We start from the raw sequence: 17,846 nt of genomic DNA, 5'->3' as shown, positions 1-17,846 counted from the left end.
GAACGGTCGTCTCCGGCACCCTGCGGCGGGGCACCGGACGGCGTCCTCCCGGCCTGGCGGTCGCCACCGGATCGGCGTCACCTCGGCTCGCCGGGACCGTCAGGTCCATTGCCGTGGGAGCCGTCGCCGGTGACCGGAGCGGTCCGACTCCCGCCGTCCACCCGGTCGGCGCCGGGCGGTGGCGTCACCGCCGAGCGGCGGGCCTGCCCGATCCGGCGCAGCACGCCGTGCCAGGCGGGCGTCTCACGGACCTCGTCGAAGGCCCGCGCGACCACGACGTCGGTGGAGGAGTGCGCCAGGATCGAGATGACGATGGTCAGCGCCACCAGGTGGAAGACCTCGTCGCCGGCGGCGATGCCGGATTCGAGAACCAGCAGCCCGTAGACGACCGAGGCGAAGCCTTTCGGGCCGAACCACATCGCGGCGGCCTGTTCCCGCAGGCCAAGCCCGGAGCGCAGGAACGAGATCCACAGCGCCACCGGCCGGGCCACCACGATGGCCAGGACGGCGAAGACCCAACCGGTCCAGGAGATCTCCCCGAGGAACTCCACCGAGATCAGCGCCCCGAACACCAGCAGCGCGGCGAGTTTCAGCAGTTCGGCGACGTTCTCCCCGAAGTGCTCGAACGCCGCCCGCTCCCGCGGCCCGAAGGTGGCCACGGTGATGCCGGCGGCGAACGCGGCGAGGAACAGGTTGCCGTGGGTGGCCTTGCCCAACGCCAGCACCAGCAGCCCGATCGCCACCCCGTTGAGCGGGGCGTACGCCGCCGACGCGGCGAACCAGCGGGTGCGCTCCAGCGCGATGGCGGCCAGCGGCACCAGCACACCGATCAGCAGCCCCACCGCCAGCTCGGTACCCAACTCCCCCAGATGCAGATCATCGGAACCGGCCGCGACCGCCAGCAGCACCACCACGAAGGGCAGGGCGAGACCGTCGTTGACGCCGGACTCGACGTTGAGCAGGTGCCGCAGCCGGGCGGGAACCTTGTCGTTGCCGACCAGCGCGGCGGCGAAGACCGGGTCGGTGGGGGCGAGGATCGCCCCGACCAGCAGCGCCTCCGGCCAGTCGAGCCCGGCGACATAGTGCGCGAGCACCGCGGTGACGAGCAGGGTGAGCGGCAGTCCCCAGCCCAGCGCACGTCCGGGCAGCCGCCACGCCGAGCGTAGGTCGGCCCAACCGACCCGCATCCCGTCGGTGAACAGCACCGCGAACAACGCCAGCTCCGCCAGCTGCGCCACGATCGGGGAGTCGGCACGCAGGTGCAGCACCCCGGTGGTGTCCTCACCGAGTAGGAAACCGGCCACCAGGAACAGCGCCGCGGTGGACAGGATGGTCCGGTGGGCCAGCGCGGAAACGAGCACGGCGGCCAGCAGGACGGCGGCGAAGCACAACAACAGCATGGGGGACCTCCGGGGCGCGGACCATCACGGTGCCGACCAGACTTCCCGGCGCTCCACGGATCCCGGTGATCATAACGGCCGCCGGCGCAGGGCGCGACGGCTGTGAGCGGGAGCCCGGCCGTGCTGCTCTATTCCGGGCGTGGCATGGCGGCGTACGGTGAGGTCCGGTGCGCCGGGAAGCCTGGTCGGCAGTGTGACACGTCGTCGAACGGAGGCACCCGTGGCCGCACCCGCCATCCGCACCCAGCACCTGACCAAACGCTACGGGCGGCTGCTGGCCCTCGACGGGCTGGACCTCGCCGTGCCGGCCGGTGAGGTGTTCGGGTTCCTCGGCCCCAACGGCGCCGGGAAGTCCACCACGATCCGGCTGCTGCTCGGCCTGGCCCGGCCCACCGCCGGGAGGGCCTGGATCTTCGACGCCGACGCGGCGGACATCGCCGCGGCGCACCGGCTGCTGGCGTACGTGCCGGCCGACGTGGCGCTCTGGCCGCAGCTCACCGGCGCGGAGACCCTGGAACTGCTCGCCGCGACCGGGCCGGGAGTCGACCGCGCCTACCGCGACGAGCTGGTGCAACGGTTCGCCCTCGACCTGTCCACCCCGGCCCGCGCCTACTCCACCGGCAACCGGCAGAAGGTCGCCCTGGTCGCGGCGTTCGCCACCCGCGCACCGCTGCTTGTCCTCGACGAGCCGACCAGCGGCCTGGATCCCCTGATGGAATTGCAGTTCCGGCGTGCTGTCGCGGTCGCCCGGGACAACGGGCAGACGGTCTTCCTCTGCTCCCACCAACTCGCCGAGGTCGAGGCGGTCTGCGACCGGGTGGCGATCCTGCGCGCCGGTCGGCTCGTCGACGTCGCCACCGTCAGTGAGTTGCGCCGGCTGCACCGCACCGAGGTGACCGCCCGCTTCACCGGCCCCGCACCCGACCTGCAGAATGTGGCCGGGATCGAGCTCGTCGCACGCGACGGCGGGATGCTCCGCTTCACCATGACCGGGCCGCCCGCACCGGCGCTACGCGCCCTCGCCGCCGCCGAGGTCACCGCGCTCACGGTGCGGGAACCGAGCCTTGAGGAGATCTTCCTCGACTACTACGGGGAGTCGGCCCGATGACCGCCCTGGCAGGAGGTCGCCCCGCGGTCCGTTCGGTCGCCGGCCGAGCCGTGACCCGGCTCACCGTCCGGCAGGTACGTCGGGGGGCGTTCATCGTGCTCACCCTGGCGGTCGGCATGTCGGTGCTGGTCGCCGCCACCTACGCCGGCACGATCGCAGACGGTGGCGGCGCGCAGGCCCTCGCCGTCCTGGCCGGTAACCCCGCGATCCGCACACTGTTCGGCGAGCCGGTCGCCCTCGACACCGTCGGCGGTTTCACGGTCTGGCGCACCGGCGTCGTCCTCGCTGTGCTGCTGTCGGTGTGGGGAACGCTGGCCACCACCCGCGTGACCCGGGGTGAGGAAGAAGCCGGCCGATGGGATCTCCTGCTCGCCGGACGGCTGAGCCGACCGGCGCTGCTCGGCCGACACGTCGCGGTGCTGACGGCCGCGATGATCCTGACCGGGATCACGCTCGCCGTCGCGCTCACCGCGGTCGGCACCCCCGCCCGCGGGGCGGTCGTGCACGCCGCCGGCCTGGCGTCCGCCGGCCTGGTGGCGGTCGCGGCGGCGGCCCTCGCCGCGCAGATCTTCCCGACGCGATCGGGAGCGACCGGGGCCACGCTGGCGTTCCTCGGCCTGGGACTGATGGCGCGCATGGTCGGCGACGGCGTCACCGCCCTCGGCTGGCTGCGCTGGCTGCCGCCGTACGGTCCGCTGGCGTTGCTCCGCTCCTACCGGGACAACCGGTGGACGCCCCTGGTCGTCCTCGCGCTCACCGCCATCGCGCTGGCCGTCGCGGCGCTCGCCCTGGCCGGGCGGCGGGATGCCCGGGACGGGCTGCTCGCCCCCGCCACCGGCCGGCCACCCCGGCTGCGGCTGCTCGGCTCGGTGGACGCCTTCGCCATCCGGCGACTGCTGCGACCGCTGGCCGGTTGGTCGGCCGGGATCGGCGCCTACTTCCTGCTGATCGGCATGCTCGCCGAGTCGCTGACCGGCTTCCTCGCCGACAATCCCCGCTTCGCCGACCTGGCGGCGCAGGCGGGCTTCGCCGGCCTCGGCACGGTCCGCGGGTACGCCGCAACGCTGTTCGCCCTGCTCGCCGTTCCGGTCGGCGCGTTCACCGCCGTACGGCTCGCCGCGCTCGCCGCCGCCGAGACCGGCGGACGTCTGACCCTGCTGCACGCCGGGCCGGTCACCCGCGCCCGACTACTCAACGCCGAGATCCTCACCACCGCGGCCGGCGCGGCGGTCCTCGTCACCGTCGCCGCGACGGCGACGTGGCTCGGCGCGTCCCTGGTCGACGCGGATCTGCCGCTGTCGGCGGCACTCGCCGGTGCATGGAACGCGCTGCCGGTCGCGTTGCTCAGCCTCGCCGCCGCGACCGTGGCCCTCGGCCGCGCCCCGCACGGCGTGGTGGCGTGGGGCGTGGTGCCGACCGCCGGCGGGTTCCTGCTCACGGTCGTCGCCGACAGCATCCACGCGCCCAGCTGGGTGAGCGCGCTGTCGCCGTACCGCCATCTCGCGGCCGTGCCGCAGGCGGTGCCCGACTGGCCGGCGCTGGCCGCCATGGGTGCGGTGGCGGTCGCGTCGGTGATGGTCGGCCGGCACGCCTACCAGCGACGCGACCTGCGGCGGTAGGCCGCGCGTGCCGCAGGTCGACGCGGTGGCCGTGGGCAGCGGCCGGCCCGCCTTGTCGGTGACAGGTCGTGAGAGCATGCGGTTCATGACCCGGACCGGCCAGACGACCACGGCGAGAGCGCGCACTGCGGATGGTCGCCGTCACGGTGCGGGGGCGCATGCTAGGCCGAGCACCGGCGTGGCAACGGCGTAGCAGTCGGCTGCGGCATCCCGCGCAGGTGATCGCCGTCGGCTTCGGCACGGCGGTGGCGGTCGGCACCGGCCTGCTGTCACTGCCCGTGGCCACCCGCTCCGGGGAGCGCACCGGCCTGGTGGATGCGCTGTTCACCGCGACCTCCGCGGTCTGCGTGACCGGCCTGGTCACCGTCGACACCGGCAGCTACTGGTCCGGCTTCGGCCAGGCGGTGATCCTGCTGCTCATCCAGGCCGGCGGGCTGGGGATCATGACCCTCGCGACGCTGTTCACCGTGCTGCTGTCCCGGCGGCTCGGCCTGCGGGCCCGATTCCTGGCCCAGGCCGAGACCAAGAGCCTCGACCTCACCGACGTGCGCGCGGTGGTCCGCCGTATCGTGCTGTTCAGTCTCGCCAGCGAAGCCGTCGTCGCGGTGGCGCTGACCGACCGGTTCGCCACCGCCTACGACGAACCGTTCGGCGAGGCGGTGTACGACGGGGTCTTCCACGCCGTGTCGGCGTTCAACAACGCCGGTTTCTCCACAACGCCGACAGCCTCGTCGGCTATGTCACTGACCCGTGGATCTGCCTGCCGATCGCCGCTGCGGTCGTCCTGGGTGGGCTGGGCTTCCCCGTTGTGTTCGAGCTGCTCAGGTGCTGGCGCCGCCCGGCGCTGTGGTCGGTGCTGACCCGCATCACCCTGGCCCTGACCGGCGCGCTGCTCGTGCTCGGCACCGCCGTGCTCACCTCGCCGAGTTCACCAACCCGCGTACCCTGGGCCCGCTCGGCGGCGGGCAGAAGCTGCTGGCCGGGTTCTTCGCCTCCACCATGACGCGCACCGCCGGGTTCAACAGCGTCGACATCGGCGCGATGCGGCCGGAGAGCCTGCTCGCCAGCGACGTGCTGATGTTCATCGGCGGTGGCAGCGCCGGCACCGCCGGCGGCATCAAGGTCACCACGTTCGGGCTGCTCGCCTTCGTCCTCTGGTCGGAGATGCGCGGCGAGCTCCACGTCCACGTCGGCCGGCGGCGCATCCCGGCCAGCAACCAGCGCCAGGCCCTCGCCGTCGCCCTGCTCAGCGTCGGCACCGTGGTCACCGCCACCTTCGCGCTGCTGGCCACCACCCCGCACCGGCTCGATGTCGTGCTGTTCGAGGCGGTGTCCGCGTTCGCCACCGTCGGTCTGTCCACCGGCATCACCGCCACCCTGCCGCCGCAGGCCGACCTGCTCCTGGTGGTACTGATGTTCGCCGGCCGCGTCGGCCCGCTGACCCTGGCCTCCGCGCTGGCGCTGCGCGACCGCAACCGCCGCTTCGAACTACCCGAGGAAAGGACGATCGTTGGCTGAGACACGCACCGAACCCGTCGTCGTCATCGGGCTGGGCCGATTCGGCTCCGCCGTGGCCCTGGAACTGGTCAACCGGGGCAGTGAGGTCCTCGGTATCGATCACCGCCCGAAGGTCGTGCAAGCCCTCTCCGGACAGCTGCCGCACGTCATCACCGCCGACTCCACCGACATCGAAGCCCTACGACAACTCGGCGTCGCCGAGTTCCACCGCGCGGTGGTGGCCATCGGCACCGACATCCAGGCCAGCATCCTCACCACCAGCCTGCTGGCCGAACTCGGCATCCCCGACATCTGGGCCAAAGCCATCAGCGGCCAGCACAGCAACATCCTCACCCGCATCGGCGCCCACCACGTCGTCGCACCCGAACACGACATGGGCGAACGCGTCGCCCACCTGCTCTCCGGACGCATCCTCGACTACGTCGAGGTCGACGCCGGCTTCGCCGTCATCAAGACCACCCCACCCCGCGACATCGTCGGCGTGCCCCTGCGCGAATCCCGCGTCCGCAGCAAGTGGGGCGTCACCGTCGTCGCCGTCAAAGCACAAGCAACCCCACCCGGCGGCGAACCCCGTACCTTCACCTACGCCACCCCCGACACCGTCCTCGCCTACGGCGACCTCATCCTCGTCGTCGGCACCATCGACAACGTCGAACGCTTCGCCACCACCGACTAGCTGCGGAGCAACCTGCCCCGGGGGTTCGTGCACGCGCTGATCGTGGAGACCGCGGTGACGCTCGGCCAGGTCGATCCCTGCCGGTGACCGGCTACCGACCAGGCCCGACGATGAGCGCCAGCCCGGTCTCCGGGTCGACCCGCTTGGCCAGTTCGGGGCGCCACCTTCCACCCTTTCTTGCGGGAGCGGGTGCGGTGGCCGACCGGCCGCCGATGCTCCAACTGGCAGCGAGGCACGGTGTGCAGCCAATCGATGTCCAGTCGGCCGCACGCGAGGGCGTCGTACAACGCCCCGTGACCCCGTTTAGGTCCCTGGGTAGCCGGGCCATCGGGAGGGATCGGCGCGCAACGCGGCGAGCAGGTCCGGGCAACGTTCGGCCAACAGCCTGATATGTCGGTCACGCAGCCACCCCGCCAACCACGCGGCGGTCGGCGCGGCCGGGGCTCCGCGCCGCCACGCGACGGTCAAGGCGACCCGGAGGTCCTCGGCCAGCCGTACGGTGTGCAACTCGCCGGAAGGCACGAGGGTAGCGCTGGTGAGGGCGACCGCTACCCCGTCCTTGAGGATGTGACGACCACTGGGACCGTTGACGGCTGTGAAACGGATCCGGGGTACGAAACCCGCGGACTGACATACAGCGAGGACCGATCGCTGGTTACGGGTGCCGGCGGGTCCAGTGAGCCAGTCGTGCTCCGCCAGTTCGCGCAGTGCGATGGACGTCCGGTTGGCACCGGTGTCCCTTGGCAGCAGGACGTACGCCGGATCCTCGAAGGCGACGATCGTGTCCCACCCGGCGGGCGTGGTGAGGCCGGCGAGGGGCAGATCCGCGTACACGCAGATGTCGGCGGCAAGCATTGCCGGTGCCCAGCCCGGGCCGGGGATGGTGACGACGTGCTGCCGTACGTTGGCCAAGCCTGCGTCGCGTAGCGCGTCGACCAGTCCGGTGAAACCGAATTCACTGGCCACCGTCAGGCCATCCGGGACCTGCGCGGTGTCGTCGGTGGTCGTCCCGGACAGCCGGGACAGTTCACGCTCCAGTCTCTGCAGATGCGGCAGCAACTGGACGAGTAGTGGGCTGGCCGACACTCCCCTCGGCGTTCGGTCGAACAGGGTGCCCCAGCGACTCTCGATCCGTGTCACTTGGGCGCTCACCGCCGGCTGGGGCAGCCCGAGATGGCGGGCTGCCCCGCTGATCGATCCGGCTGCGGCGACCGATGTCACCAGGCGTACATGCCGCATGGCGACGACGTCGACGCAGACCAGGGCGGTGATCGCCTCGGCGGCGACCGCCGCCTGGCTGATCGGGTCCAACGCTTCCAGTCCCCGTTCGGTCAGGTGGTATTCCGTCCCGGCCCGGTGCAGACACGACGTTCCGGCGGGAACGGCCAGTCGACGTAGCCGCTTGCGGACGGCGGTCTGGCTCAGACAGAGTCGGGCGGCGAGGCCGGGGCAGTCGAGCCCGTCGGCGATGCCCAGCAGCAGCCGCAGGTCGGTCGTGTCCACGTTGGCCCAGGAGAGAGAGCGGCGGGTTCCTCCGGCTGTCACTCTCAGCCGGCTCGCGCTTCAGCGAAGGCGGGCCAGTTGACCGGGTCGGCGCGCATCTCGGCGAGTAGGTCGGGGCGTAGCTCCGCCAGTCGCCGGATCTGACCGTCGCGCAGCCAGCGCACGATCCACTGAGCCGTCGCGGTGGCCGTGCTGCCGCGCCGCCATCCGACCGTCATCCGCACCCGGACGTCCTCGGCCAGTCGGACCGCGCGCAGCGCGGCACTGGGAACCAGGGTCGCGCTGGTGAGGGCCACCGCTTCACCATCTTCGATGATGCGGCGTCCACTGGGGCCGTTCAGGGCGGTGAACCGGATCCGTGGGTCGAATCCCATCGACCGGCAGAGCAGGACCACGGACTGATGGTTGCGGCTGCCTGGCGGACCGCTGATCCAGTCGTAGGCGGCCAACTCGCGCAGGCTGACTGCCGTCTGGCCGCCAACGGCACCGACCGGCATCAGGACATGGGCTGGATCCTCGAACGCGACCGCCCGGTCCCGTCCGGGCGGTACGGCCAGGCTGACGAACGGAAGATCGGCGTACAGGCAGATGTCGGCGGTGAGCATCGCCGGCGCCCAGCCCGGACCAGGGATGTCGACGATGTGTTGCTGCACGTCGACCTGAGCATCGTTGCGGAGCGCGTCGATGAGACCGTGGAATCCGAATTCGCTTGTCAACTGCAGGTTTGCCGAGTTTACCGCAGTTCCCTCGGCTGCGGCCGGCGCGGCTAGGCAGGACAGCGTCCGTTGCAGTAGCCGCAGGTGTGGCAGCAGTTCGACGAGTCTCGGCCCAGGCTCGACACCGCTTCGGGTGCGCTCGAACAGGGTGACCTGCCAGCGGCGCTCGATCCGCGTCAACTGCGCACTGAGCGAGGGCTGCGGAATCCGTAGCTGGCCGGCGGCGCTCCCGATCGAGCCGGTGGCGGCGATCGTGGTGACCACTTCGACATGCCGCATCGAAAAGGACTCGACGCCGATGAGCTGCGCGATCCGCTGCGACGCGGCCACCGCCTGGCTGGCCGGCCCCAACACGGCTCTCCCCCGCTCGGTCAGGTGATGGCCTCGCCCCGCCTGCCGCAGCCAGGCAATTCCCTCGGGAGCGGCGGTCAACCGGCGGAGGCGCCTACGCACCGCGGACTCGCTGAGTCCGAGCGAGGCGGCGAGAGCGGGGCAGTCATCCCCGTCGGCGACACCTAGCAGAAGTCGAAGATCTACCGTCTCCACGAGCTCAGATGGTATGGCCATTGCGCGTGATCGGCGACGCCAACTCTCACGACGCGCTGATCGGTCGGTCAGGGCCTGCGGTTGCAGTAGGTGCGGCTGGTGGGGTCGTCGAGGGGCGGCGACAGCCGAGTGCCGGCAGCAGGAGGTACGGCCTGCCGCCGTCTCAATCGGCCCGTCGGCCGTTCACACCTCCGGCGCACACGTGTCGGTCCTGGTATGGGCCACAAAACCAGTTGGTAGTCCTCAGGCCCAGCCTGGTGCTGATCCAATTCATGACAGTCACGGCCGCTCCGACGACGGCGAGGGCTGTCGGGCCGACCGTCAGTGTCGCCCCGTCAATTCGCCACGGTCATAGCCGTCTGGGAGTGAACGAATTCCATCCAGAACGAAGGAGAATCGATGAAGACGGGCCAGCATCCGAAACGTCACCTGAATCTCGTACACCGGGTTCTGATGGCAATGGCGCTCACCACAGCCAGCCTCGGCCTCTCCCTGGCTGTCTCGAACCCCGCACAGGCAGCCACCACCACGATGTGCTCGGCCACGCCGGTCCCTGCTGGCTGGGTGGTCACCCAGGCGCAGAAGGACCCGGCCAGTTGCGGCTCCCACGTGCTCTACTGGATCACCAACGATCTGTACAACGGGATGCACATCTGCTCCGCCACCCGTGTGCCCGCCGGCTGGGTGGCGACTCAGGCGCAGACGAATCCGGTCAACTGTGGGCCCCACCTGAGCTACTGGATCACGAGCAACCTGTACAACGGGATGTCCATCTGCTCCGCCACTCAGGTGCCCGCAGGTTGGGTGGTCTCTCAATCGCAGACGGACCCGGTGACCTGCGGGCCCTACCTGCGCTACTGGATCACCCGAGTCTGACGCTCCACCTGCAGGAAAACGGTGGGTGAGCACTGTCGGGGGCCATCTTGCGGATCGCCAGGAGATGGCCCTCGGCCCAGGCGCTGGCGGTTCGCTGATGGGTGAGGATCGGCGCGGTCACGGCTCGTTAAAGCCGCGACGTCCGTGCTCGTCGCAGGGGTAGTCGCGTCGGCGGTAGTGGCAGGTTCGGGCTTGGTGTTGGCGTCGTCTGCGCCGTCGTGACCGGCCCCAGCCCCGCTCGGGCAAGTGCGTTGATCGCACTACGAGTGCGGTGAGCAGTCTTCGGATCTCCGGTACCGTGTGGCCGATCATCATGCCCGTCTCCGGAGCGAGATTCCCTTCTGTGGTAAGGGGCCGGGCGACGGACAGCCAGGCGTGGGCGGCCGTGGACAGGGTGATGTTGGCGGCTCGCCAGTCGCGGACCTGGTACTCGTCGAGGCCAGCCTCGTTCCTGGCCTGTTGAAAGCACGCCTCGATCGTCCGCGGGCCCCAGCGATGGGGGCGAGGTCGACCAGGCGGGTGCGGCGAGGACCGCAGCAGACGTAGTAGGCGATCTCGCCGGTGCTGATGCTGTGCCGGGCGAGCAGCCAGTGCCCTCGTTCGGGCTGCCAGCCGACACGCACCGGCACCCGCGGCCACCAGTACTCGCGAGGCTGGTTGTCCGGCGGCGCCGCCGGACAACCAGCACCACGCTCGGGCAGGCAGAGCAGCGATGAGCCGGTCGGCGCGGCAGATCCCGTGGTGGTGATCATGTCGTCGTTGCGGCGGGTCGCGACCACATAACCTCGTGGATCGCGGCGGACTCCACCTGCGCCGACCGACTGACCGGGCCCTGACGGAAGACTCCGATCGGGCAACGCCACCGGGTCTGCACCTTGGCGGTCATGGGTCTCTTCCTCTGGTGATTCCGTGGAATGCTCGTCGCCGGTGGCGGCGAGGGTGTAGGCCGAGGGCCCGGTCGAGGCGCTGTCCGCCGTGGTCGTAGCGGCGGAGTCGGAGGTTCCGGTGTGGGTGAGGACGATGTCGGCGATGACGTCATCGCCAAGTCGGCGTAGCCCGCGGAAGTCGCCTGCCAGGGCACGTGCCGCGCCAGTTCGTGTATGCGCTCGCGGCACGGGTGCCGTGCGTGGATGTGACTGCGGTCTGCCGAACTCGGTCGCGGTCACCGGCCACGGCGGGCCCACCTTCGGGGCCGCTGCTGTCCCGTCACGACCGCGTGTGGCGTGGCGTGGTACTGCGGCCCACGGTAAGTGCTGGTCCTGTCTTTCGGGTACGCCACCAGATGGTTGCGGTGATGACGACGACCGCGAAGGCGGGGACGAGTTGATACGGCGTGCCGACTCCGGCTGAGCGGTCCTGCAGTGCGCTACCGAGGTCTACCCGCAGGGACACGGCCAGAATGAGGCTGAATGTGTTGAGTACGGCGTGCAGCATGACGGGGATCTCAAGCCCGCCGGTGCGCCAGGTGATGACGGCCAGTCCGGTCCAGAGCACGAAGTACCAGACGATGATGTACGGATCCGTGGCGCCGTGTGCGGCCGTGAACAGCGCGCTGGAGAGCAGCACCCCGGCGATCAGTCCCGCCCGGGGGCTGCGGGTCCAGCTTCCGATCACGCGGAAGATCAGCCCACGTACGCCGTATTCCTCGCCCGCCGACTGAAGCGGGGTGAGGAGGATCGTGGTGAGAAAGATGGCGATGAGGTCGGTCTGCGACCAGGGGGATTCCTCGACGGGCGTGAGGGCTCCGAGGGCGTTGACCACCAGCCAGGCGGGACCGAAGATGAGCAGCGACTTGCCGAGCAGGTCGAAGCGGAACCGAGACGTCACGGAGTGCAGGGACGCACCGGGCACCCCGTAGAGCCACCGCTGGATGAGCATGCTCCAGGGAATGAGCAGGCCGAGGGAGAGCATCGTGCTGGCGTGGTAGAGCGGCGTGTAGTCGCTGCCCCCCAGGATTGGCGGGGTATTGCCCATCTGTACGTCGATGAGCGCAGCCGCCCTGCCGAGGACCGTTGGGAAGATGACGAGCCCTGCCAGCAGGAGGAGGATGGCGAGGACGCCGCGACCGATCCGGCGTTTGTCGCCGGCGAGTACCCGGTGGTATTCCACTCCGGTGGGGACTGACGGCCCGTTGCGGGGCTCGGCCGGCGTGAGTAGCGAGGCCGGTTTGTTCATCGTGGTCATGGCTTCCTCTGGTGGATGTGGTTACTTCCCGGCTTGGTCGAGCACGCTGTGACGCAGGCGGAGTGCCCGCTCGGTGCTCCCCAGTACGGCCCCGACGGCGAGGGCGAAGTTGAGCCAGATCGGTAGCCGAACGGGCGACTCGAAAGTTCCGATGTGCTCGGCGATCGGGGGGATCCGCGACACCGGTTCGGCGAGTTGCAGCAGGTTCAGGCCCACGCCGACAAGGAGGACCAGCACGGAGAGGTAACTGATCGAGCGGCTCAGCGTCGGGTGCTCGCGGTCGACGCGGGCGCGGCGTCCTTCGGCGGATTTCGGATCCGGGATGAGAGGGTGCTCCGCGCCGGCGGTGGTGACGTAGTGGCAGCGCTTGAGCCCGAATGCACTGATCGCCACATCGATGGTGCCGCCCTCGACGGGGAAGGCTGCCGGGAGCTTGGACTCGGCGTGGTGTCTGCCGTCGAGATACAGGTGCGCTCTCGCCTTGCCGCCGCCCGGGTCGGTCCGGCGTGGGATGTCGACGGCACACACCGTCTGCCGGCCATCCCCGTGGGGCAGCGGCAGGTAGAACAGTGCGCGGAAGGGTAGCTGCCACCAGCGGAGGCGTTTCAATGCCCGCCCGTCTCCGCTGGTGATGCGCTTGGCTGCCCGCCGTTGCCGCCAGTCCTCGATCACGTTCCCTCGCTAGCTGTCGACCCGCCGCTTTTCACTAGTACGCTGTATTAGTGGCAACGCTAGCACGGCGTGCTAGTACGCTGTGCCAGGAGGTGGCAGATGACACGGGAGGACAGGAGTACCGGCTCGCGGGAACGGATCCTCGCGGCTGCGGCGGCGATGCTCGCGGAGGATCTGACCACGCGGTTGAGCGTGCGTGCGGTCGCGGCGCGGGCCGGGGTGAGCACGGGCTCGCTCAGGTTCCACTTTCCGACCCAGCGCGCGTTGCAGGACGCGGTGCTCGCCAGAATCTACGACCACCTGGTCCCGGACGACCCGATCCACGACCGATCGCTACCGGCACGGGATCGACTGGTCAACTGCCTCCGGCAGGTGCTCGCCCCCGCCGGCGTCGGTGAGCAGGCACGTGAGGCGTGGGGCAGGGCGTACCACATGTTCATCGCCCCCGAACCCACCGAGGAGGTACACGCCGCGTACCTGGCTGTGGAGCGAGGAGGGTGGCGCCGTGTCGAGTACTGGCTGACGGTGCTCGCTGACGAAGGCGCGCTACCCAGGGAAGACCACGCACGCCGAGTGAGATTCCTGCTCACCGTCCTCCAAGGGCTCTCCATCGAACGAGCCCTGCCCGCCGGAGACTCGATCCTGAAGTCCGAAACCGAAACTCTCTATACCGCCGTCGACTGCGTCCTCAGCGCCTCGACCGCATGAACGGGTAAGCCGCGCTGTCGGGACAGCAGCCGCCTGTTCGGACAACGCCGCAACGTTCTCTGGGCCTGCATCCGCGACGAGACCCCCTATCAGCCAAACAGCCAAGATCAGGGATGCTGACGCCACGTCAGCTCGCGTAGGAGACTCCGGATCGGAACGTGGCGTCGACGTCGATGAAGTCCCGGGCGAACGCCCGCCCGTAGAGGACGCTCATCTTGCTCGCGATCGCGTCGTCGGGGTGGAGTACCGGCCCGATCGCCATGAGGACCGGTTCGTTGCTTGCCAGTCCAGGCCGCGTTCGACCTTGGACCCGGACCAGGCGGCGTTCGTCATGGCCCGGCCGCCTACCGGCTATCCACCTCGCGGTCTCCAGATGCGGCAGCGGGCCGAGAGGCGGAACAGGGGCACTGTGGCCCGCATTCGTCATTCGATCTCCGCGTCGAACGCCTTGCGGGCGTGTTCGATCTGCGGCAGGTAGGTGTCGGCCCACTCGAGGAGGGCGTCGACCGGGGCGCGCAGGGTTTTTCCCAGCCGGGCGATCCGGTACTCCACGGCGACCGGGCGGGTCGCCACGACGTGACGTTCGATGATCCCGTTGCGTTCGAGCCGTCGTAGCGTCGCCGTGAGCGACTTCTGTGTCACCGCCGGGACGGCGCGGCGCAGTTCGTTGAAGCGGCACGGGCGCTCGCACAGTTCGTTGAGAACACTCAGCGACCACTTGTCCAACACCTGGTCGAGCAGCTCGCGGTGCGGCGCGTCGATACGCACCTCCTCGGCACGGGCGGTGGTGGTATCGCGCATGAAACCAGGTCTCCTTGAAGTGTCCTCCGTCAACTAGGTATCAATGGTAAACCAAGTTGGTTCCAACGGAGGAGAATTGATGCCCGTTACCCGTTTCAGCCCTGACGGTCTCCAACCGAACACGCCCTACCATCATGTGGCCGTGGCTACCGGGTCGCGTCACATCCACGTCAGCGGTCAGATCGCTCGACTGGCAGATGGCTCACCGGTCGCGCCGCGCGATCTGGCCGGGCAGGTCGCGCAGGCGCTGCGTAACACCGGCCGGGCCCTGGCCGGAGCCGACGCATCATTCGACGATGTGGTCCGGTTGACCTTCTACGTCACCGAGTGGGCACCCGAGAAGATCGGGCCGTTCATGGCCGGGATCGAATCGGTCGTCGAGGAACTCGGCCTGCCCTGGCCCCTTCCGCCGGCGTCACTGATCGGAGTGGACCACCTCTTCGAGCCCGACGTGCTCGTCGAACTGGAGGCGACCGCCATCTCACAGTGAGAACCTCCTACAGGATCGCGAGTTGAGACAGCGGTCCGCGCGGCCTCTCGTCGGCGTCGCCACCTCACGCCCCGCACCATCTTGTGTCATCGCGCCCGGCATCAGGCCGGCTCCGGCCTGATGCCGGGCAGGCGACGCGCCAGTTCGTCCATGCGCTCCGGGTATAGGTTCGGTGAGTGGATGTCGTCGCCGCCTGCCGGGCTTTCGTCGCGGTCAGCGGCCACGGCAGCTTCACCTCCGGGGCCGCCGCTGCGGGCATTCCCCAGTCGGTTGCCAGTCGCCGTATCGCCGCCCTGGAGGAGCACTTTGGGGCACGGCTGTTCGACCGGTCGTCCCGGGCGGTCCGGTTGACGTCGTTCGGGCAGGGCATGCTGCCGTCGGCCCGGCGCCTGGTCGACCTCGCCGACGCATGCGCGACGACGCCGAGCGGGCACGGTTGCGCCCGCTGCTGGTCGCCGTACCCGAGATCTGCCCGCCGCACCGCCTCGCCGACCTGGTGGTCGCGGCACGGCGGCAGCGGATCCACCTGGAGGTACGGCCGGCCGGCCCGTCCGAGCGTCAACGGCTCTGCCGGACCCTGGAGGTCGGTGCCGGGATCGTGGCGGTTCCGGAGGCGACAGCGCCCTGGCGGGTCCCGCTGGGGCTGGCTGCCCGGACCCCGTTCCCCGCGCCGACGGTGTTCCTGGAGACGCTGCGCAGCGGCCGAGCCCGCACGCAGGCACGCCGGAGGATCCTGATCCAACCCGAGGACGACGTCGCGCACCTTCGCGACCCACTGACCCGCGCCGGCCAGGCGGTCGGCCTGGCGCCGACCCAGGTGACGGTCGCGACGTCGCTGGTCGACGCCGCGGCAGCGGTTCTCGGCTCTCCGGACCTGCTGCTCTCCTCCCGTCAACAGGCCGAGGAGTTCGACCTGCACTGGCGTCCTCTCGCCGGCCTGCGGCTCCTGCGGGGCTACGACGTCGCCACCGGCACACGCGAGGACCTCGATCAGCTCACCACGGTCCTGTACGCGGACATCGCGCGCTGCCTGGGCGCCTGCTACGGGCACGCGAGGCCGACCGAGGGGTCGCCACCGGGGAGCCCTTCGACCGCAGGTCCGACATGAGCGCCGTCGCGGTGGTACGCAACGCCCAGGACCTGCTCGACGAGGCAGGGCTGCACGGCGCCTTCCTGGTCCGCGACCTCGGCACCGGCGCGGAGATCGGCTTCGACGCGGACACCCCGTACCCGTCGGCGTCGCTGGTGAAGGTGCCGCTGGCGGTCGCCGTGCTGGAACGGGTCGCGCGCGGGGAACTGGACCCGGCGACGCCGGTCGACGTCGCGCCCGGTCGGATCACCACACCGGGTCCGACCGGGCTGAGCCGCTTCCGCCATCCCGCGCGGATCGCGGTGGACGACCTGCTCTACCTGAGCACCTGCATCAGCGACTCGGTCGCCGCCGACGCCCTGTTCGGCCTCGTCCCGCCAACCGCGGTCACCGCCGAGTTGCGGCGGCTCCGCATCGACGGGATCGCCGTGCGGCACCGGGCCGGTGACCTCGCCGACACGCCGGCGGAGCGTCTCGGCCCCGACGAGGTTCATCTCGCCCACTCGCTCGCCATCGGTGGCGCCGACCCCGGGCAGGGCCACCCGGTCGCCCAACTCGACGTCACCCGCGCCAACGCCGGGTCGGCCCGGGCCTTCGTCAACCTGCTGCACGCGCTCTGGCGGCCCTCATCGATCCGGGCGTCCACTGCCGCACGGGTACGCGCCCTCATGGCTGACAACCTGCACCGGCAGCGGCTCGCCCCGGACTTCACCTCCGACGCCTCCCGCTGGTCGTCCAAGACCGGCACCCTGCTGCACCTGCGCCACGAAATCGGTGTGGTGGACCACGCGGACGGGCAGTCGTACGCGGTCGCCGCGCTCACCGCCTCGCGGGTGCCCGCCGCCGCGCAGCCCGGCAGTGAGGCGGCGATGGCCCAGGTCGCCCGCTCCCTGCACGACCACCTACGCACGGGCACCCTTCCCTGGTGGGGTTAACCTGCGATCGCGGCGCGGGCTCGCCGCTCGCGCCGCCAGACCAGCGCCACCATGGCGATGTTGACGGCCGCCAGGATCATCAACAGGGACGGGTCACCGGACTCGGTGGACCTGTCGATCGCGTAGGGCTTGCCGTCGGCCATCACCGTGTTCACGATGCCGAACAGGACGTTGTTGGCGACGTGGAAGGCGACCGGCGCCTCGAGGCCGTGACTGATGATCGCCATCAGCCCTGTGCAGACGCCGAAGAAGGCGAAGTAGCCGAACAGCCAGGGGTCGCTCGAACCGTGGAGCGTGGCGAAGCCCAGGCTGGAGACGACGATACCGACGCCCAGGGCCGGCCGGACCGCACGCGCCCAGGAGGCGGCGACGGGCAGCAGGGCACCCCGCCACCACAGCTCCTCGCCGGCGGACTGGAGCGGGATGGTCAGTACGGTCACCACCAGCAGGGCGATCGTCGTGCCGCTGACACCGAAGCCGATCCAGCCCGCCTGGCCGGGCGCGACCAGTGCCGTCACACCGATGCCGACGCTCACCAGCAGCGCCGCCGCGAGCAGGTAGGTTCCCAGTCGGCGGGCGTCGAAGGCCCGGGGTGCGCTGATCAGGCTGCGCCACGGCACCCGGGCGATCCGCGCCAGGAGCAGGATCGCCACGACGCCGGACGCGCCGATGCTGAGGTTGATACCCAGGGACTTCAACGGCGTCATGGTGGGAGACATCGGATCGTCACTGCCCTCGACGACACCTACCAGCTGCCAGGACAGCACCTGGAGCACCAGCATCACCACCGGCGGCACGGCGAGGACCACGAGCGGCTTCCACCAGGCCATGCGCAGGTGGGCGCCGAACGGGCGGGAGGGATCGACGGCAGGCGGCGAATGCCTCCTCGCTCGCGAGTGCGTCGCGTCAGAAGGGCTCGGGTGATCCGTCGGCTTCCACGCTCCGCCGGATCGAGGGGTGTTCATCGGAGGAGTACCTTTCGTTGACGGTGGTGACATCCCATT

General features: G+C 70.4%; 14 protein-coding genes and 4 pseudogenes. 9 read left to right on the top strand and 9 right to left on the bottom strand.

Translation table 11 applies throughout. The features are described from left to right. Positions 1 to 77: 77 nt before the first annotated feature. Positions 78 to 1,400 carry a cation:proton antiporter gene (locus ACZ6O5_RS30155; protein ID WP_465981591.1) on the bottom strand — a complete coding sequence of 441 codons (1,323 nt, stop codon included), beginning with the start codon at positions 1,398 to 1,400 and terminating at the stop codon, positions 78 to 80. A gap of 220 nt (positions 1,401 to 1,620) precedes the next feature. Between ACZ6O5_RS30155 and ACZ6O5_RS30150 the strand changes: the two genes are divergently transcribed. The 4 genes and pseudogenes from ACZ6O5_RS30150 (at position 1,621) to ACZ6O5_RS30135 (ending at position 6,321) form a co-directional block, all read left to right on the top strand. Further along, positions 1,621 to 2,508 (top strand): ABC transporter ATP-binding protein, encoded by an 888-nt coding sequence (locus ACZ6O5_RS30150; protein WP_465981589.1) that lies wholly within the window; start codon positions 1,621 to 1,623, stop codon positions 2,506 to 2,508. Further along, entirely contained in the window at positions 2,505 to 4,127 is a 1,623-nt protein-coding gene (locus ACZ6O5_RS30145; protein WP_465981587.1) for an ABC transporter permease, read from the top strand. Before ACZ6O5_RS30150 ends, ACZ6O5_RS30145 begins: the two co-directional genes overlap by 4 nt. A 158-nt stretch (positions 4,128 to 4,285) precedes the next feature. After that, positions 4,286 to 5,645: pseudogene (locus ACZ6O5_RS30140) on the top strand (TrkH family potassium uptake protein). Continuing rightward, positions 5,638 to 6,321 (top strand): potassium channel family protein, encoded by a 684-nt coding sequence (locus ACZ6O5_RS30135; protein ID WP_465981585.1) that lies wholly within the window; start codon positions 5,638 to 5,640, stop codon positions 6,319 to 6,321. The pseudogene ACZ6O5_RS30140 and the gene ACZ6O5_RS30135 overlap by 8 nt, the downstream one beginning before the upstream one ends. A 303-nt stretch (positions 6,322 to 6,624) precedes the next feature. On the opposite strand, the gene ACZ6O5_RS30130 is transcribed toward ACZ6O5_RS30135, so the two are convergent. Further along, entirely contained in the window at positions 6,625 to 7,824 is a 1,200-nt protein-coding gene (locus tag ACZ6O5_RS30130; RefSeq protein ID WP_465981583.1) for a LysR family transcriptional regulator, read from the bottom strand. 44 nt (positions 7,825 to 7,868) lie between these two features. Then, a complete protein-coding gene (locus tag ACZ6O5_RS30125) occupies positions 7,869 to 8,972 on the bottom strand; it encodes a LysR family transcriptional regulator (protein ID WP_465981581.1) in 1,104 nt (367 codons plus the stop codon). Between the two features lie 513 nt (positions 8,973 to 9,485). Here ACZ6O5_RS30125 and ACZ6O5_RS30120 point away from each other — a divergent pair. Then, a complete protein-coding gene (locus tag ACZ6O5_RS30120) occupies positions 9,486 to 9,962 on the top strand; it encodes a hypothetical protein (RefSeq protein WP_465981579.1) in 477 nt (158 codons plus the stop codon). Positions 9,963 to 10,280: 318 nt separating this feature from the next. Here the strand turns inward: ACZ6O5_RS30120 and ACZ6O5_RS30115 are convergent. The 3 genes and pseudogenes from ACZ6O5_RS30115 to ACZ6O5_RS30105 form a co-directional block, all read right to left on the bottom strand. Then, positions 10,281 to 10,744 (bottom strand): annotated as a pseudogene (locus ACZ6O5_RS30115) (IS701 family transposase); the annotation flags it as partial. Positions 10,745 to 11,168: 424 nt separating this feature from the next. Then, positions 11,169 to 12,146: a lysostaphin resistance A-like protein gene (locus ACZ6O5_RS30110; protein WP_465981577.1), complete on the bottom strand. Its 978-nt coding sequence runs from the start codon at positions 12,144 to 12,146 to the stop codon at positions 11,169 to 11,171. A gap of 21 nt (positions 12,147 to 12,167) precedes the next feature. Next, on the bottom strand, positions 12,168 to 12,818 hold the full coding sequence (locus ACZ6O5_RS30105) for a hypothetical protein (RefSeq protein WP_465981575.1): 651 nt from the start codon (positions 12,816 to 12,818) through the stop codon (positions 12,168 to 12,170). A gap of 99 nt (positions 12,819 to 12,917) precedes the next feature. On the opposite strand from ACZ6O5_RS30105, the gene ACZ6O5_RS30100 reads away from it, so the two are divergent. Continuing rightward, entirely contained in the window at positions 12,918 to 13,526 is a 609-nt protein-coding gene (locus ACZ6O5_RS30100) for a TetR/AcrR family transcriptional regulator (protein ID WP_465981573.1), read from the top strand. 145 nt (positions 13,527 to 13,671) lie between these two features. Here ACZ6O5_RS30100 and ACZ6O5_RS30095 read toward each other — a convergent pair. Next, positions 13,672 to 13,835: pseudogene (locus ACZ6O5_RS30095) on the bottom strand (nucleotidyl transferase AbiEii/AbiGii toxin family protein); the annotation flags it as partial. A gap of 114 nt (positions 13,836 to 13,949) precedes the next feature. After that, positions 13,950 to 14,327, bottom strand: coding sequence for a winged helix-turn-helix transcriptional regulator (locus ACZ6O5_RS30090; protein WP_465981571.1), 378 nt, complete (start codon positions 14,325 to 14,327; stop codon positions 13,950 to 13,952). Between the two features lie 79 nt (positions 14,328 to 14,406). Here ACZ6O5_RS30090 and ACZ6O5_RS30085 point away from each other — a divergent pair, with 79 nt between their 5' ends. The 3 genes and pseudogenes from ACZ6O5_RS30085 to ACZ6O5_RS30075 all read left to right on the top strand — a co-directional run bounded on the left by ACZ6O5_RS30085 (position 14,407) and on the right by ACZ6O5_RS30075 (position 16,842). Beyond that, the gene (locus ACZ6O5_RS30085) at positions 14,407 to 14,817 is read left to right on the top strand and encodes a RidA family protein (protein WP_465981569.1); all 411 of its coding nucleotides are present in this window, start codon (positions 14,407 to 14,409) and stop codon (positions 14,815 to 14,817) included. Between the two features lie 176 nt (positions 14,818 to 14,993). After that, positions 14,994 to 15,925, top strand: a pseudogene (locus ACZ6O5_RS30080) (LysR family transcriptional regulator). Next, positions 15,922 to 16,842, top strand: coding sequence for a serine hydrolase (locus ACZ6O5_RS30075; protein WP_465981567.1), 921 nt, complete (start codon positions 15,922 to 15,924; stop codon positions 16,840 to 16,842). Before ACZ6O5_RS30080 ends, ACZ6O5_RS30075 begins: the two are co-directional and overlap by 4 nt. Here the strand turns inward: ACZ6O5_RS30075 and ACZ6O5_RS30070 are convergent. Beyond that, positions 16,839 to 17,672 carry a CPBP family intramembrane glutamic endopeptidase gene (locus ACZ6O5_RS30070; protein ID WP_465981565.1) on the bottom strand — a complete coding sequence of 278 codons (834 nt, stop codon included), beginning with the start codon at positions 17,670 to 17,672 and terminating at the stop codon, positions 16,839 to 16,841. The two genes, ACZ6O5_RS30075 and ACZ6O5_RS30070, sit on opposite strands and share 4 nt — an antisense overlap. Positions 17,673 to 17,846: the final 174 nt, after the last annotated feature.

The sequence above is a fragment of the Micromonospora sp. NPDC049201 genome, from assembly GCF_055586805.1.
The sequence above is the reverse complement of the archived record's forward strand: the minus strand, read 5'-3'. Positions and strand labels throughout refer to the sequence as shown.